Source organism: Enterococcus raffinosus, assembly GCF_019175485.1.
In the GTDB taxonomy this organism is placed as follows: Bacteria; Bacillota; Bacilli; order Lactobacillales; family Enterococcaceae; genus Enterococcus_A; species Enterococcus_A raffinosus.
In genome coordinates this window covers 925,895-942,174 of the sequence record NZ_CP072888.1, presented here as the reverse complement: position 1 = coordinate 942,174, position 16,280 = coordinate 925,895, and the positions used below count along the sequence as shown (strand labels likewise).

The window sequence follows — 16,280 nt, the reverse complement described above, 5'->3', positions numbered from 1 at the left end:
CTCATTCCAATCCGTCAATATTTGCAGCGATCCCCTCACGTTCAAACAGTTCTTTAATCGTATCAACTTCTACTTGAGTCAAGACCTGAACCTCTTTCATATGATATTCCCAACCCAGATACTCATACTTACTGCTGCCGTATTGATGGAACGGCAGCAAATGTACTTCTGTTACTTTTCGTGCAGTCAAAAATCTAATTAACTGCTGAATATTGCTCTTGTTCGTCGTGTATGAAGGGATTAATGGAATTCTCGGAATTAATTGGATCTGCCTTTGTGTTAAAAGATAGTCAAAATTTTCTTCTACGATTTTAGAATCCAATCCGATAACTTTTTTTGCTTCGCAATGGTCCATAATCTTCAAGTCGAATAGTACTTGATTAACTACAGGAGCAATCTTCTTTAGTCGTTCAACTGGAAAACACCCAGTTGTTTCGATGGCCGTATGAATACCAAGGTCTCTCAACTCCCGTAAAAATTTTTCGGAAAAATCAGCCTGCATCAAAACCTCTCCACCAGATAAGGTTACACCGCCGCCAGACGTGCGGTAAAAAATCTCATCCTTCAGTACTTCATCTAGCAAGTCGTCGATTGAACGCCATTGCCCAATTTGTTCTGTTTTGCCATTTTTCTTCCAGCTAACAGGCTCTACATTTTTTTGTGACTCAGGATTGGAACACCAAGGACAGCGCAATGGACAGCCCTTTAAGAAAATTAATGTACGAATCCCGCCGCCATCATGTACAGAATAACGTTGAATATTAAAAACTAACCCTTGATCCATTTCTATCCCTCATCCTACAATTGATGTTCGACACGCGCGATAATGTCATCCTGAATTTGTTTGTTCAAATCTACGAAAAAGGCACTGTAGCCTGCGACACGAACCAATAAACCTGAATATTTTTCTGGATGCTTTTGTGCTTCCAGTAAGGTTTCTTTTGATTGAACATTGAATTGAACATGTTGAATTTTTAATTTAGTAAACGCCATTAAGAAATCAGCAAATTTGTTTAATCCCTGCTGTCCCTTCAAAGTGTTTGGCTGAAACTTCAAATTCAACAAGCTGCCATTGACGGTCAAATAATTATCTAGCTTGCTGACTGATTTTAATACCGCGGTAGGCCCTAAATGATCTCTTCCAACCATCGGTGATAAACCGCCGTCAGCTAATTGTTCCTGTGCTTTGCGTCCGTCAGGTGTCGCACCGACTGCTTCTCCTAATGGTATATGAGCAGATACTGTATAAGCACCCGGGATAAATTTACCGCCCCTTACATTTTCGTATTTTTCTAACTCTTTAGCATAATGACGAAACAACTTTGCTGCAATAATATCTAGCTCTTCATCATCATTGCCGAATTTTTCAAAGTCTTGAATCACATGTGTTTGCAAGTCAGCATACTCGCCTGAAAAGTTTGCTTCTAACGCCTCTACTAACTGACTAAAGCTCATCTCTTTCTTTTCAAAAACCATTTTTTTGATAACATATAGAGAGTCACTTAGATTAGCCTCGCCGATACCTTGCACTCCTGAGAAATTATAACGTGCGCCGCCTTCTGTAACGTCTTTGCCCTTTGCTAAACAATCATCGATCAACACAGATAAAAAGGGTGTCGGCGCATAATGGCGGTGACCTAAGTCAACAATGTTTGAGCCCTTGACTACTAGTTCAACATAATAATCAATTTTCTTTTCGATCGTCTTCACCAACTGGTTATAGGTTAATTCAGCATCATCTCTTAACTCATACATACTCAATTCCATAATCCTTAGTAAGTTAAACAGTGCGATATCGTGCAGTCCGTAAGTTTTGCCAGGAATCGATGTCTCGACACAGCCCACCGTCGCGTAATCCCGAGCATCATCAAGGGACACTCCTTTGCTCAAAAAGGCTGGAACACAAACCTCATCGTTAAATAATTGTGGAATGCCTGTCCCCAATCGAATCGTCTCGACAGTTTTAAGCAAAAAACGTCTGGGAATTAATTCGTTCATACGTACCGATAAGTTTGGCTGAGGCAACAAGATTTCATGATAAAGCTCCAACATTACAAAAGATAGCGGGTTTACCGAAGTATGTCCTAATTCATCTAGTCCACCTAAAACAACCGTATAGCCTGTTGGAAATCCAGCAAAACATTTGGCACTACTCTCAGAACGCAAAAGCACAACATCATTTGTCTTAATATAAAAGTCTCCCAGAACTTCGTAGAGGAATTTTTCATCCACTCCTGCTTGCAGTGACATTTGATAAAAAGGATACAAATATTGATCCATTCTCCCTAAAGAAAGGGATGAAGCATTTGATTCATATTGGCCTACAATACTAGTCATCCATAATAATTGCAGCGCTTCGTAAAAAGAATCCGGTTTTTCATTACTTAGTTTGCGGCACATTTCAGCGATCACTTGCAGTTCTCGACTTCGTTGCTGGTCTTTTTCACTTCTACTGCTCTCTTCTGCTAATTCTGCATAGCGGATAAAATGATCCGTCATCGCTGTAAATACGATTTTACCTGCCTGATAGAAATGATTATCTGGCTCTTCACTAATTTTTTTCTCTAATAGAATAAGATAATTCCCAATCCCTCGCGATAATATTCCTGGGAAATCCATAATGATATGCCCTTGGCCTTTATCTGTTTGATTCAGCTTGAAAACTTCATCTTTCAGTGCCATCTTCACTTCATCTGTCAGTTCACCATTGATAAAATCCTTCATCGAACGTTTTTCCCAATAAGGGTATAGCTCTTCCCGATAAATTTTTTTATCTGCCTCAGTGAATTCAAATTGGTCTTGTGGACGTGAAGCGATCGTATTAATTTCCTGCATAATCCAATAAGGATCCATCTCGGGTGAAAGAATTCCTGACCGCGGACGAACCGTCCGGTTTCCCACTAGCAATTCTCCTTCACGAATACTAATTTCCACCTTTTCAAGGATATGAGCGACCGCTTTTGCCCGACGAACAATTGTGGGTTCACCTTCCGTCTGACGATAGCTTTCTGTGTAAAGTAGTGCACGTTCTAAGGAAATTTGGCGTTTCTCTTTGAAGAGATGATCCTTCATCATTTGAATACGTGGGTTCCCTTTTACTACTACATTAGCAATATTTTTTTCATGATTAATAACTCCCGTTCCCAAGTTTTTCACTCCTTTTTTATTTCTATTTTCCATTAGTATAGAAAGTTTTTTTACTTCAAACCATAGACTTCTTTGAAATATGAGAAAAAAGTTGGATTTGTTCAACTTTTCCCAAGTTTTAGATTGTTTTTGTTGGATTCTCATGCTACCGTAAATGAAAAACGGGAGGATTGATGAATGAAAGCTGCTGAAATCGCAAAACGTCGCAAACAAATCACTGAACTTTTATATCAACAAAAAGAGATCAAAGTTCGTGAATTAGTGAGAAAATTTCAAGTCTCCGATGAAACCATCCGAAAGGATTTAGCCTATTTAGCTAAAGAAGGAATATTGGAAAAACATCATGGAAAGGCCAGATTGATACTTGAAAAAGAATTGGCTCCTGTTTTCCAACGAACGACACAGTTTCCTGAAAAAAAAAAACTCACGCAAGCGGCTATGAGGTGTATTACTTCAGAGGATTACACGATTGGCTTAGACCAAGGCAGCACCTTGGCCCTGCTCGCTAAAAAAATGCTTTCTTTAGAAGAGAAGCAAATTTTCACTAGCTCCTTAGCAGCCATTACTCAGTTAGCCAGCGGTCACCATAAACTTTTTTGTTTCGGCGGTGAATACTCTCCTGACGATATGGCTTTTCGCAATAGCGGCAGTGAGATCTACCCGGATATTCAGTTCGATCTATGCTTTTTCGGCTCCAGCGGGGTTAAAAATCGTAAAGGTTTTTGCACCTCTTCACTGATTGATGCTGAAGCTAAGCGGCGAATGCTAAAAAAATCTACTAAAACAATCGTTCTGCTTGATCACACAAAGTTTGAAAAGACCTCCCTCGTTCAAGTTGCTCCTTGGTCTGAAGTCGATATCGTTATCTCAAATAAAGAGCTCCCATTAGATTACGAACGAATGATCCGTGCATACGCAAAATTGATTTTGGTTTAAAAAAGATGCGCCGAGCATTTGTCGGCACATCTTTTTACTACATAATCTCAATATCTAGATCAAAATCGTCTTCCAGAGCAACTGCTTGCATGGATTCATCAACAATCGGCTTCTTCAAAGCAATGACGATTCCTGCTGTAATGACAGAACCAATCACTGTTCCGAGAATATACACGAACGGATTTTGTGCAACTGGCGCAACAATCCATCCACCCCAAGGCGCTGGGTTACCAGCACCTAGAACCATCACTATAGCCGCTCCAATAGCGCTACCGATCATATTTGCTGGAATGCAGCGTAGAGGATCTGCTGCAGCGAAGGGGATCGCTCCTTCTGAAATACCAACCATTCCCATAACGATCGCTGCTTTACCTGAATTTCTTTCCTCTACTGTAAATTTCTTAGGTGCAACTATTGTCGCTAATCCCATGGCAAGCGGTGGAATGCAGATTGCCGCTCCAATTCCCGCCATGATCGTTAACGCGGTTTCACTAGGCAAACCAGTTGCAGGATTGATCGTGCCTACCATTGCAGAACCAAAGCTAAACGCTACCTTATTGATTGGACCGCCCATATCGGAAGCAATCATTGCTCCTAAAATTAATCCTAAGACTACCAAATTTCCAGTCCCCATGGATTCCAACCATTTAGTTAATGCCGTCATCAATGTGGCGATTGGCTGACCAATCACCCAATACATCAAAATACCAACGATCAATGTGCCAAATAATGGAATAATAAAAATCGGACCTAATGAACGCAAACTAGATGGTAATTTAATTTTCTTCAGGTAAAAAACCACAACTCCTGCAATGATCCCTGATAAAATCCCCCCTAAAAAACCCGCTCCAATATTGCTAGCGATCAATCCGCCAATAATCCCCGGTGCCAATCCTGGACGATCCACCATTGAAAAGGCGATATAGCCAGATAAAATTGGTACCATCATGCCAAGTCCTGTAATACCAATATTCGCGATGTCGGCTAACCAGCCTTTATCTGGCACAGAAGCATTTCCAGAAAGCAGCACGCTCAGGGCCAATAAAATTCCACCAGCTACAACGAATGGAATCATGTAGGAGACGCCCGTCATCAAATTTTTTCTCGTATTTTTTAATAGTTCTATCATTCCAGTTCCTCCTATTTTGCTAATTTTTGTTGGAGTTTTTTGACAATCGCTTCTCCTTTGTTGATGCAATCACCTGCACTCACACGGACTACTGGTTTTCCTTTGAAGCGTTCTTCGTTTTTAATTCCGATGTTATTGGTCAAAATCACCGCATCCGCACTTTGGATCTGATCCATTGATAATTCATCTTCGATTCCGATCGATCCCTGTGTTTCGACATGAATTTCAACGTTGTTCTTTTTCGCCGCTACCTCTAAGCTTTCTGCAGCAAGGTAAGTGTGGGCTACGCCTGATGGACAAGCAGTTACAGCAACTAATTTCATAGTTTTCGCTCCTTTATATCATTTAAATTTGTTTGTATTAACTTTTATACTAAGACACCTGCCAAGCTGTCATTAAGCAGTTCGACGATTTCGCAATCACTTGAAGCCTGTTTTAAAGTGTCACGAAACTCTTGATGAACTAATTTTCTTGATAATCCAGCGATTATTTTCAAATGCTGATCCCCTTGACATTCTTCTGGAACTGCCAATAAAAAGACTAATCCAACACTTTCACCATCAAGACTTTGCCAATCGATTTTATTGTTCAAGCGTCCGAAGGCTACGGTTGTCTCTTTGACATGGGGACTTTTTCCATGAGGAATCGCGATCCCAAAGCCGATACCTGTTGTCGTTAAATTTTCTCGTTCCACGACACTTTCAATGTATCCGGCATGATTATGTAGTCGTCCTGCCTGATTAATTCGATCTGCTAGAATACTGATGGCACTCATTTTTGAGTCCGCATCAACTGCTAAATCAACTAATTCTTCGTTAATTACTTGCATGTTTTACCTCCTGATAATATTGTTATAAATCTCTTTTGCATTTCTTTCTGCGAAAAAATTTGTCAACTGTTTCTCTGATTGGACGATTTTATGAATATCAGTAATTACACCACGAACAAGTTTACGATCATTTTTTGCAATACACATTAAAAATACATAATGTACTTTTCGCTGGTCCCAAATAATCGGCTGTTCAAGAGTGACGACGGCAATTTTCGTTTGCAGAACATTTTGAGGAGACGCATGAGGAATTGCTACACCTGTTGCTAGTGCCGTTTCACCAATTGCCTCACGGTCAAAAACTTCTCTGCGAAAAGCCCTTGTGACTATCTGCTTCTTCTCTAAACGATCAATCAACCAATGTAAACAAACTTCCTTATTTGAAAATTTTTTCTGTGTGTAAATATACTCCAAGTCAATCACCCTCTTCAAAATAGGTAATTTGATTTCCTCGGCTTCCTCTGCATCTTCAGAATAAAATAAATGTGCGTAAAATGCTGTGATATTTATAATATCTTCTTGGGTAACTAAGGTAGAAACCGTAATAATTGGTTTATTTATCTTTTCTAGCTTAATGGAAGAAATGACCAGATCAACATTGCTCAAATTTTTCTTATAAAGTTTATCTACTGTTGTAACTTCAGCCGTATCCTGTGCCGGTAAGATTCGTTTAATTTTATTAAAAATCAATTCGGAAGTGCCGATACCGTTTGGACAAACGATTAAAATCTTTTTACCATTTTGACTTTTTTCCAATGAAACTTGAAAGTACATTGCCACTAAAGCGACTTCTTCATCATTAAATTGGACACCCAATTTTTCTTCGACATTTGCCAACGCATACCACGTCGCACTGAAAGTAATTCCATACTGATTCCTGATTTCTTCGACTAATGGATTCGTAATCACGATCCCCATTTTTAATCGATAGACCATCGGAACAAAATGACTGGCAAATCGTTCAGATAGTTGCGTGTCTGCTAAGAAATCAATTTGCATCATTTCACTCATATTTTTTAAAATCGCTTGGATCGTGCTTGCATATTTCTCATAACGCTTCTGTTCTTTCGTATTTGGCTTGACTCCGTACCCGACTAACTGACGATTCACATAGGAAACATCGTCTTCGTCGAAATCAAACGTTATGACTTCCGCAACCTTTTCTAATAACTCATTTGCCATCAAAAACGTATCAATCAGTTTTATTTGATCAAATAAAAACTCTTTTTCCTCGATATGTTTCCCTTTACTCAACCGAAAACAAAAGACAAGTAGTCGAATAACGAGCGATTTTACATACTGTTCTGGAATACAGAAATCTGTTTGACTTCTCCACTTCCTTACTTGTTCCAATAGAACTTTGACTAATTGTTGTGGGAGCAACTGAAATAATACGTATTGCGTTGCTTCATCAAAAAGCTGATCCGTATCAATACCATGGACATCCAAATAATCTTCACAAAAACGAAAGAGACTATTTTGAATTTCCTCCTCATTCCCGATGATTTTCGTTCCGCGTTTTGAGGATGACAGTATCAAACGATACTTTTCAGTAATTTTCTCCAAATCGCTAACAATCGAGCTCGGGCTCACATGAAACTGTTGTGCAAGCTTCTGCTGCGTCACAGTCTTATCTTCGATCAATAGTTGTTTCACAATCTGCCATTGACGTTCCCGCGATTCAACCACCGCTTCTTGTCTGGCTCCGGTAATTTGTTCTAAAAAGTGCAGTTTCGCTTCGACTGTACCTCTTAAATGAATACCAAGCCGTGGTTTCTTTTCTAAGAAAAGCTGTTCCTTTGGTAACAAAGCTTGAATCTTTTCCAAATCAGAATAAATGGTTCGGTTTGATTTTTCCAACTTCTCTGAATAAAAAGACACCGGCAGATATTGCTCATTCTGTACAAGTAAATGGATTAATTTTTTTTGCCGTGGATTCAACCCTTTCATTTTTATTCCTCCAATTGTAAGCGCTTATCAATCTAACAAAAAGATAGCACAGGGTTTTTCTATTGTATAACACATAAAAGTTACACATTAATGTTGAAATTTATTCTTTCCATCAATTTCAAGTCCAAATATTTCTTTATATTTCCACTTTAAACCCTATACTATCAAGCTTTTTACAAATTCTGCCTATAATTAAAGTCGGAAAAATAAACAGACAGATTCAGTCCCAATTAGTTTCCGTTATGCACATATGTGCAACTGCAAAATACAAAAAAAGCTTTGCCAAAAATAATTTGGCAAAGCTTTCCTATTCATCTAATGGATTTTCTGGTTCTTCCTCAGCTTTTTGCAAGAGTACTTCACGTGGTTTACTACCTGTTGAAGGTCCGATTACTCCGTGTTCTTCTAGCTCATCAACGATTCGAGCTGCTCGATTGTATCCAATACGGAAACGTCGCTGCAGCAATGAAATACTAGCCGTTTGCATATCCACCACTAAGGCCTTCGCTTCTTCGTATAATTCATCCTGAGGTGTTTCCGAAGGTGACGAGGTGGTTTCCTCTGTCGGCATCATTTTTTCTTCGTAATGAGCCTCTTGCTGATCGGAAACAAATTCCACTACGCGTTCTACCTCATGGTCTGAAATAAATGCACCTTGAACACGGATTGGTTTGTTTTCACCCATCGGCAAGAACAGCATATCCCCGCGCCCTAAGAGTTTTTCAGCACCATTGCTGTCGATAATTGTCCGTGAATCTGTCCCGCTGGAAACGGCAAACGCGATTCGCGAAGGCACATTCGCTTTGATGATCCCCGTAATAACATCAACACTTGGTCGTTGTGTGGCTAAGATCATATGAATCCCAGCCGCACGGGCCATTTGTGCCAAACGAGTAATGGCATCTTCTACTTCGTTACTAGCAACCATCATCAAGTCAGCCAACTCATCAACGATTACAACGATGAAGGGTAGGATAGGGCGATTTTGTCCATCTTCTAAATTCTTTTGAATGACTAATTCATTGAATCCAGAGATATTACGAACACCAGTAGCCGCAAATTTTTCATAGCGTTCTTCCATTTCCTGAACCACTTTTTGCAGAGCCTGTGCTGCTTTTCGCGGGTTCGTAACAACCGGAGTCAACAAATGGGGAATACCGTTATAGACATTCAATTCAACCATTTTCGGGTCGATCATCATTAGTTTTACTTCATTTGGTTTTGCCCGCATCAAGATGCTAGTGATAATTCCGTTAATGGAGACAGATTTCCCACTTCCGGTTGATCCTGCGACTAGTAAGTGAGGCATTTTTGATAGATCCGCTGTTTGCACCATCCCAGAAATATCTCGACCTAAAGGCACTTCTAGCAGCTTGTCTGGATGATTTGGCTGCGCCTCAATGATGTCTCGGAAGGAAACCATGCTGATAGTACTGTTAGGTACTTCGATCCCAATCAATGATTTCCCAGGAATCGGTGCTTCCATCCGCACATCTTTCGCCGCTAGGGCCAAGGCAATATCATCTGTTAAATTCACGATCTTGCTGACCTTCACACCGACTGCTGGTTGAACTTCAAATTTGGTAACCGATGGTCCTAGGCTTGCTTTAACCACTTTTGCATCTACACCAAAGCTATTAAAGGTTTTTTCCAGCACTTTGATATTTTGCTCGATTTTCTTATATTCATCGCTTTGATCTGCAGCAGGAATCGAGTCTAACAAGGTTGAAGGCGGCAACTGATAATCGTGATCCTCTGGTTCAGCATTGATCTCAAATTCCAAATCTCCTGGATCTTCAATGTCCTCTTCATCGAATGATTCTTTTTTCATTGGTGCTGGAGGAACAGTCGACTCTAGGTTTTCCTGGAAGCCTTCGATTGGAACTAAAGTCATCTGTTCTGGTTCATTGACTAAGTGCTCTTGGCTTTCTTTCGCTAATTGTTCCCCTGGTGTCATTGAACGTACCTTGTTCTTCTCGCGCTCCGCCCGTTCAGCTTCTTTTTTGGCTTTTTCAGCTGCCTGCTTTTCTGCCTTAGCCTGAGCCTTTTGCGCCTGTCGTTCTTCCTTTTTAGCCGTTTTTATCGCTTTTTTCTCATCTGACTCAGTGAATTTCTCTTGCATTGTTTCCACAAAATTTGATAAATAGTCGATCACTTGATTGAATTCTAGCTGACTAAATAAGAATCCACCTAAAATTAATAGTAAGACCGCAATCAAATAGCTTCCAACTTGGGATACTAAGAAATGAGTTAGACTATACAGCACGCCTCCCAGCATGCCTCCGCCGACATTTTGTGTAATTTGATTACCTAAGAAATCCGTCATCAATAAATCCCATGTGATCTTCAAAATATTGGGGTCTTTGCTTTGCACATTAGCAAATAAACGAGCATGGATAATCAGCAGAATTCCCAAATAGAAAACACCGATTCCGATCCAGCGCCGCGGCTTTGTTAATCGCAATTTCGTATTCTTAGCAACAAGTAGCCCGCCATATAGACCCAAAAGTATCGCAAGAAATTGATACGTATTCCCACCGACTAAGCGTAATACATTTGCAATCAGATTTCCTAAAAATCCTAGCTTAAACAAGGAGAAGACTGCGAATAAAATAAATAAAAGCCCAATGACTATAATCAGGCGCTGTTCTTGCAGTTGTTTTTGTTTTTTTGTTTTTCTTTTTTTCTTTGTACGCTTCTTTTGCGCCATGCTATCCCTCTTTCCATTCTGTACCATTATACAAAAAAAAGAAGGCGAACAAAAGTTTTGCTCGCCTTTTCTTTTTGGTTAATTAAAGTTTAAAATTTAGGGGGATTTAAAAAGTCAATTAGTCTTTTGGTAAAGTGAGCTCTTCACCAAACCATTTTTTAGAAATTTCCGCATATTTACCGTTATCTTGCAATTCTTTGAAGGCTTCATTGATTTTATCAACTAATTCCTTATCCCCCTTACGAGCTCCCACTGCGAAATTCTCATTTTTGAAACCAACGCTTGAAATGTTGTATGCGTCTAGTTTACCAGCTTGCTTCAGGTAGTAATCTGCGTAAACCTTATCAATCAGCAGACCATCAATACGACCATTTTCCAAATCGATCATGGCTTCATTGAAGCTGGCATATAAAGTAGCATCATTATCCTTTACAATATCCTTTAAGGTTTTTGTTTCATTATTGAAGGCTTCATAACCGGAAGATCCTTCCTGTGCCCCAAGAATTTTCCCCTTCATGCCTTCAGCATTCGTGATGCCACTGTCTTTTTTCGTTACTAGCACTTGTTCATTTTGTGCATAAGGATCAGTGAACAGAACTTTCTTTTCCCGTGATTTTGTTACTGTGTAACCATTCCAAATCAAATCAATTGTCCCATTTTCTAATTCGCTTTCCTTCATTGACCAATCGATTGGTTGGAAATCGGCTTTGATCCCGTATTCTTTGAAGACTGCTTTAGCTAAATCAACGTCAAATCCAACGATTTCTCCATCCTCATCTTTGAACCCCATCGGAACAAAGGTATCATCTAAACCGATCGTTACTTTTTTGTCCTCTTCAATCGTCTTCCAGCTATCGGGACTGCTAGCCTCTTTTTTCCCACAAGCAGTTAACGTCACCAATGTTAAAACAGCCACCATTCCTAAAATAATTTTCTTCATTTTCATACTTACTCCTCCTACATCCTTTTTTATTTGATAGGTTCAACCTTCAATAACTGATCACCAATTTCCTCAGCGAAAACTAAATCATGGGTAACCACGATTTGGGTCACTCCATCTGCCTTTAGCTCTAAAATCAGACTAGCTACCTGTTGGCGCAAAGCTGGATCCAATGCGCTCGTTGGTTCATCGTAAGCCAATACTTTAGGATTCATTGCCATGGCTCTAGCAATAGCCAGCCGCTGCTTCTGACCACCTGACAACTGATACGGATAGTTATCCAGCAGCTCTTCAATTCCTAACAAACTCGCCAAGTGTTTTGCTTTATTTGTATAGGTCTCTTTGTCTTGCTTTAAGACCAAACGTGGACCAATCGTGATATTATCCAATACACTCAAATGTGGAAACAGTTGAAAATCCTGAAAAACTACTCCAACAACTTGCTCCTGTTCTTTCGAAGACGTTGGATCAAACGGTTTTCCATCTAATAAAAACGTCCCGCTATCTGACGTTTCTAATCCAGCTAAGGTTCTCAGTAACGTCGTCTTACCACCACCAGATGGTCCAACGATTGCTAAGATTTGACCGTCTGGAATAACTAAATCCAAATTATCAATAACCTTTTTGTTGCCAAACGATTTATTTACTTTTTTTAATTCAATCATTTTTTCCACCCGCCTAACGATAATAGTTCAAACGATTTTCTAATTGCTTCAAGATAACTGACGTAATTCCCGTCAACGCCAAGTATATGATGGCGACTCCGAAGAGCGGCAACAAGGTCGTATCACGTTCCATCGCGATTTTACCAGCACGCATGACATCAGATAACCCTAAAATGTAAACTAGTGAAGTATCTTTTACTAAATTGATGACTTCATTCCCAACAGAGGGTAAAACAATTTTTACAACCTGCGGAATAATGATCCGTGTGATTGTTTGAACGGGGGTTAATCCAATCACTTTTGACGCTTCGTATTGACCTAACGGAATTGATTGAATCCCGCCGCGGAAGATTTCCGCATAATACGCTGCATAGTTCAATACAAAGGCGAAGAGTGCCGCTTCAAAACGATCAAAAATGATTCCAACTAGCGGTAATCCATAGAAAACAAATATCAATTGCAATAGTAGAGGCGTCCCACGCATGATCCAAACGTAAAAACGTAAGATCCATTGCAACGGTTTAAAACGGCTCGCTAAACCAAATGAGAGTAAAATTCCTAGCGGCAGTGAGCCCAATATCGTATAAGCAAATAATTTCAGTGTGATCAATGCCCCTTGCAATAATTGCGGCATAACTTCGATCAAATAATTCATCCCAATATCCCTCCATGTTCTCGAAAAGTGTACGGCCCTTCGAGGTTTCTTAATCGTGACTTCGTTTTTTTATTAAGGTGGAAAGTGCTCGTTGCGGATAGCTCTTTGTTTTTGAGTGGCAGCTAACCTCAATTAAAGGAATTGTTCACTACGCATATCATTCTACTAACCTCTTAATAATTCCAGCTAGCTCCAGTTAAGGAAATCTTTTTCCAAAAAACAGAAAAAGATTTTATCGTCGTACGCATACGATTCCGCTAAACAGCCCATTCAATAATTTATTCAGATACTTCGAATAGTATTCGCCTTCTAAATAAACTGCGAAAAGCGTAACTCGCAAAAAAAGCCCTCTGGTATCTCTACCAGAGGACGTCGTATACGTGGTTCCACCTCATCTTTGTCCTTTTCTCACGAAAAGCACCTCTACGGGTCAGCCGTTCCAGCAGGTGAAAATAAAAAAAGTCCTTTAGTCGCTAGGACTAAAGGACGTAATTACGTGGTTCCACCTTTTTTCATCGTCGTCTCACAACGAACGATCTCAACTGGTCAATCTGACCTCTGCGCTAACGGGCTCACCCGGATCAACCTACTTTATTTCAGCTGATCGACTCAAAGATGTGGTTCACAAATCACTGCTGTCTCTTCTCACCAACCAGAGACTCTCTGAGAACAAATGAACTGCTACTCTTCTTTTCATTGTCGTTTGATTAAGTTGAGTCATACTTTACACGCCTTTATCGGGTTTGTCAATAAAGAACCTTCATCTTTTTATCATAACCTTCAAACTTAGTTTTTAGAAACGAACTGGAATTTTGCCCAAGGCTTCAAGAAATCCAGCATAATCAGCTCTTCTTGCGGGATTCTGCCAACTAAATTTTTTCGTGGATCACTATGAGGTTCCAAAACGATCTGCAGCTCATTTTTGTATTTTCCAAACGCATCATTTCCTACGACAACATCACCAACTTGAAATTCTTGCGTATTGTCGTGAACAGGATTTGCAACATCGGCGTATTTCACTCGAACCATTGTTGAACGAACTGTCGTTGCAGTGATATCACCACGGCGAAAATGTTTCGGATCGGCAACAATTTTACGTTCGATTTCAGTTGCCTCAGGTACGAACTCGATTCCTAAGCTCAATTTATAACGATCAACTGCCGCTACTTTTTCTAATTCTTCATCAGAAGCATAAGCATTTCCGATAATGACTGTATCAATCAATCCCGTTGCAAACATATGGCGTGCCTGCAAATCAATCGGCAAATGACGATGCATTTCTAGCGTTGGTAGACCATCATTGACATCCCATGGGCCATACTCTGCATCGTGACTGGTAATAAAGGCCGCTGTCTTAATCCCATGACCTTTGAACCGTTTACTGCAACTAATAAAGAAGTCATAAGGTAACGCAGAACCTTCTTGCGGATAAAAATTGTGACAGCCGTAAATAAATGGTTCATTTGCTTCATAAGATAGGATGTTATCAAGATAAGCGACATTGTTACTCATGTTCAACTCGATCGCCAGACCTTCTGGATTGTAACTCAACATGGCTTCTTTGTTTCCATCAAAGCCCTCATCCAAACGAATTCCTTCGGCACCAAGCTCTGCAAAGAAGCTTAAATCATCATAAGAAATCCCTAAATCATCAAAAATAGAAGGCGCAATATCTAAGACTGTTTCAAAGCCCAATTCCTTCGCGTAATGGATGATACTGCCAAACTTTTCGCTGACTTTTTCTTTGCCTTCAGTTACCTCCAGCATGCTCATAAAGATTCTAGTATATCCGAGTGCTGCAGCTTTTTTGATATAGTCACGATCCGCCTGCGGATCACTATGATCGGGATAAACCGAAATACCTAATTCACGTTTCACTAATTTTCCTCCTCTTTGAGTTACTCTGCTAAGCCATTTCGTTCAGTCACTTGCTTAAACCAGTAGCCTGACTTCTTCACCGTTTTGATTTGAGTATGGATATTATTTGAAATAAATCCATAACGATTCTTATACGAGTTTAACCAAGACCAGCAATCAATTGGTGTCCACATATGGTAACCAAAGCAGTTTGAACCTTCTTCAATACCCTTATGTAGCCACTCCAAATGTTCTTGCACAAAATCAATTCGATAATCGTCTTCGATCATTCCGCCTTCATTCTTGAAGCGTTCCTCATTTGAGACGCCCATACCATTTTCAGAGACATACCAAGGGATATTTTTGTAGTTTTCTTTGATATTCACTGCAATATCATATAAAGCTTTCGGATAAATTTCCCAGCCACGATCTAAATTCACACGACGGCCTGGCATATCGTAAGCGTCATAATATCGATCTGGCATCCATTCGCCGACAGAATTTGGAGCTACATCGGGTGCCTTCACACGATTTGGATGATAGAAGTTTACTCCCAAGAAATCAACCGTGTTGTTCTTTAAGATTTCTTTTTCTTCCTCTGTTGTTTCCCACAAAACCTTGTCCTTCGTCAATAACTCTTCCAGCTCGGCAGGAAAATGACCATAAACTGCAGGCTCTAAGAACATTTTGTTATTCCAAAGTTCCGCGATCCGTGCGGCTTCTTGGTCTTCTGGTGAATCAGAAGCGGCATAAGTCGGTGTCAGATTCAAAATGGTACCAATTTTTGCATCTTTGATGGCTAACTTACGGAAAGCTTGAATCGCTTTAGCCGAAGCTAAGTTCAAGTTATAAGCTACTTGTACTGCTTTTTTTCCATCAACAATATTTGGGTAATGGAATTGGAATAGGTATTCCCCTTCTACAACTACCATTGGCTCATTATGAGTTGCCCAGAATTTTACACGATCGCCAAATAATTCAAAGCATTTTTCAGCAAATCCAACATACAATTCTACAACCTTTTTCGATTCCCAGCCGCCATATATATCATATAATTCCACTGGTAAATCAAAATGATGCAGATTCATTACAGGAGTCATGCCTTCTGCCAACATTGTATCAATCACATTATTATAGAAATCTACAGCATCCTGATTGACCGTATTTGTTTCCAAATCATCGATCAAGCGACTCCACTGGATACTTGTCCGTAAACTATTCATACCGATTGAACGCATCATTTGAATGTCTTCTTTGTAACTGTTGTAAAAATTTGATGCAACATCCGGTCCTACCTGATTATGGAATTTCTCCGGCTCGATTTCAAAATGGTAATCGAAGACATTGGCATGCTTTTTATTAAAACGTCCTTCGCTTTGTGGGCCAGAAGTTGCCGCGCCCCACCAAAAATTCTTTGGAAAAGTTTTCATTGTAAATCTCCTCATATTAGATCTTTAAATTT

General features: G+C 39.8%; 13 protein-coding genes and 1 other annotated feature. Of the genes, 1 reads left to right on the top strand and 12 read right to left on the bottom strand.

Going from position 1 to position 16,280, the window contains the following annotated elements; genetic code table 11:
- Position 1 precedes the first annotated feature (1 nt).
- Entirely contained in the window at positions 2-784 is a 783-nt protein-coding gene (locus tag J9537_RS04650) for a glycyl-radical enzyme activating protein (protein ID WP_218256895.1), read from the bottom strand.
- Between the two features lie 14 nt (positions 785-798).
- Positions 799-3,147, bottom strand: a complete 2,349-nt coding sequence (locus tag J9537_RS04645) for a formate C-acetyltransferase (RefSeq protein WP_311855540.1) — start codon at positions 3,145-3,147, stop codon at positions 799-801.
- A 177-nt stretch (positions 3,148-3,324) separates the two neighbouring features.
- On the opposite strand from J9537_RS04645, the gene J9537_RS04640 reads away from it, so the two are divergent.
- A complete protein-coding gene (locus J9537_RS04640) occupies positions 3,325-4,083 on the top strand; it encodes a DeoR/GlpR family DNA-binding transcription regulator (RefSeq protein ID WP_218256893.1) in 759 nt (252 codons plus the stop codon).
- Positions 4,084-4,120: 37 nt separating this feature from the next.
- Here the strand turns inward: J9537_RS04640 and J9537_RS04635 are convergent, their stop codons facing one another.
- The 10 genes from J9537_RS04635 to J9537_RS04590 form a co-directional block, all read right to left on the bottom strand.
- A complete protein-coding gene (locus J9537_RS04635; RefSeq protein WP_218256892.1) occupies positions 4,121-5,212 on the bottom strand; it encodes a PTS fructose transporter subunit EIIC in 1,092 nt (363 codons plus the stop codon).
- An 11-nt stretch (positions 5,213-5,223) separates the two neighbouring features.
- Positions 5,224-5,535, bottom strand: a complete 312-nt coding sequence (locus J9537_RS04630; RefSeq protein WP_010746576.1) for a PTS fructose-like transporter subunit IIB — start codon at positions 5,533-5,535, stop codon at positions 5,224-5,226.
- A 44-nt stretch (positions 5,536-5,579) separates the two neighbouring features.
- Entirely contained in the window at positions 5,580-6,041 is a 462-nt protein-coding gene (locus tag J9537_RS04625; RefSeq protein ID WP_218256891.1) for a PTS sugar transporter subunit IIA, read from the bottom strand.
- A gap of 3 nt (positions 6,042-6,044) precedes the next feature.
- The gene (locus tag J9537_RS04620) at positions 6,045-7,991 is read right to left on the bottom strand and encodes a BglG family transcription antiterminator (protein WP_218256890.1); all 1,947 of its coding nucleotides are present in this window, start codon (positions 7,989-7,991) and stop codon (positions 6,045-6,047) included.
- A gap of 307 nt (positions 7,992-8,298) precedes the next feature.
- Positions 8,299-10,701, bottom strand: coding sequence for a DNA translocase FtsK (locus J9537_RS04615; RefSeq protein ID WP_218256889.1), 2,403 nt, complete (start codon positions 10,699-10,701; stop codon positions 8,299-8,301).
- 118 nt (positions 10,702-10,819) lie between these two features.
- On the bottom strand, positions 10,820-11,647 hold the full coding sequence (locus J9537_RS04610) for a transporter substrate-binding domain-containing protein (protein ID WP_218256888.1): 828 nt from the start codon (positions 11,645-11,647) through the stop codon (positions 10,820-10,822).
- A 23-nt stretch (positions 11,648-11,670) separates the two neighbouring features.
- The gene (locus J9537_RS04605) at positions 11,671-12,306 is read right to left on the bottom strand and encodes an amino acid ABC transporter ATP-binding protein (protein WP_218256887.1); all 636 of its coding nucleotides are present in this window, start codon (positions 12,304-12,306) and stop codon (positions 11,671-11,673) included.
- A gap of 13 nt (positions 12,307-12,319) precedes the next feature.
- Positions 12,320-12,961, bottom strand: a complete 642-nt coding sequence (locus tag J9537_RS04600; RefSeq protein ID WP_218256886.1) for an amino acid ABC transporter permease — start codon at positions 12,959-12,961, stop codon at positions 12,320-12,322.
- Positions 12,962-13,440: 479 nt separating this feature from the next.
- Positions 13,441-13,667, bottom strand: a binding site (T-box leader).
- A gap of 80 nt (positions 13,668-13,747) precedes the next feature.
- Entirely contained in the window at positions 13,748-14,839 is a 1,092-nt protein-coding gene (locus J9537_RS04595) for a DUF871 domain-containing protein (RefSeq protein WP_218256885.1), read from the bottom strand.
- 20 nt (positions 14,840-14,859) lie between these two features.
- Positions 14,860-16,248, bottom strand: a complete 1,389-nt coding sequence (locus J9537_RS04590) for a glycoside hydrolase family 1 protein (RefSeq protein ID WP_218256884.1) — start codon at positions 16,246-16,248, stop codon at positions 14,860-14,862.
- Between the last annotated feature and the right edge of the window lie 32 nt (positions 16,249-16,280).

Bases quoted from the DNA above. Each gene is read 5' to 3' on its own strand.
- J9537_RS04590 (WP_218256884.1), bottom strand. From the start codon at position 16,248: ATGAAAACTTTTCCAAAGAATTTTTGGTGGGGCGCGGCAACTTCTGGC.
- J9537_RS04605 (WP_218256887.1), bottom strand. From the start codon at position 12,306: ATGATTGAATTAAAAAAAGTAAATAAATCGTTTGGCAACAAAAAGGTT.
- J9537_RS04600 (WP_218256886.1), bottom strand. From the start codon at position 12,961: ATGAATTATTTGATCGAAGTTATGCCGCAATTATTGCAAGGGGCATTG.
- J9537_RS04615 (WP_218256889.1), bottom strand. From the start codon at position 10,701: ATGGCGCAAAAGAAGCGTACAAAGAAAAAAAGAAAAACAAAAAAACAA.
- J9537_RS04635 (WP_218256892.1), bottom strand. From the start codon at position 5,212: ATGATAGAACTATTAAAAAATACGAGAAAAAATTTGATGACGGGCGTC.
- J9537_RS04630 (WP_010746576.1), bottom strand. From the start codon at position 5,535: ATGAAATTAGTTGCTGTAACTGCTTGTCCATCAGGCGTAGCCCACACT.
- J9537_RS04620 (WP_218256890.1), bottom strand. From the start codon at position 7,991: ATGAAAGGGTTGAATCCACGGCAAAAAAAATTAATCCATTTACTTGTA.
- J9537_RS04640 (WP_218256893.1), top strand. From the start codon at position 3,325: ATGAAAGCTGCTGAAATCGCAAAACGTCGCAAACAAATCACTGAACTT.
- J9537_RS04625 (WP_218256891.1), bottom strand. From the start codon at position 6,041: ATGCAAGTAATTAACGAAGAATTAGTTGATTTAGCAGTTGATGCGGAC.
- J9537_RS04610 (WP_218256888.1), bottom strand. From the start codon at position 11,647: ATGAAAATGAAGAAAATTATTTTAGGAATGGTGGCTGTTTTAACATTG.
- J9537_RS04650 (WP_218256895.1), bottom strand. From the start codon at position 784: ATGGATCAAGGGTTAGTTTTTAATATTCAACGTTATTCTGTACATGAT.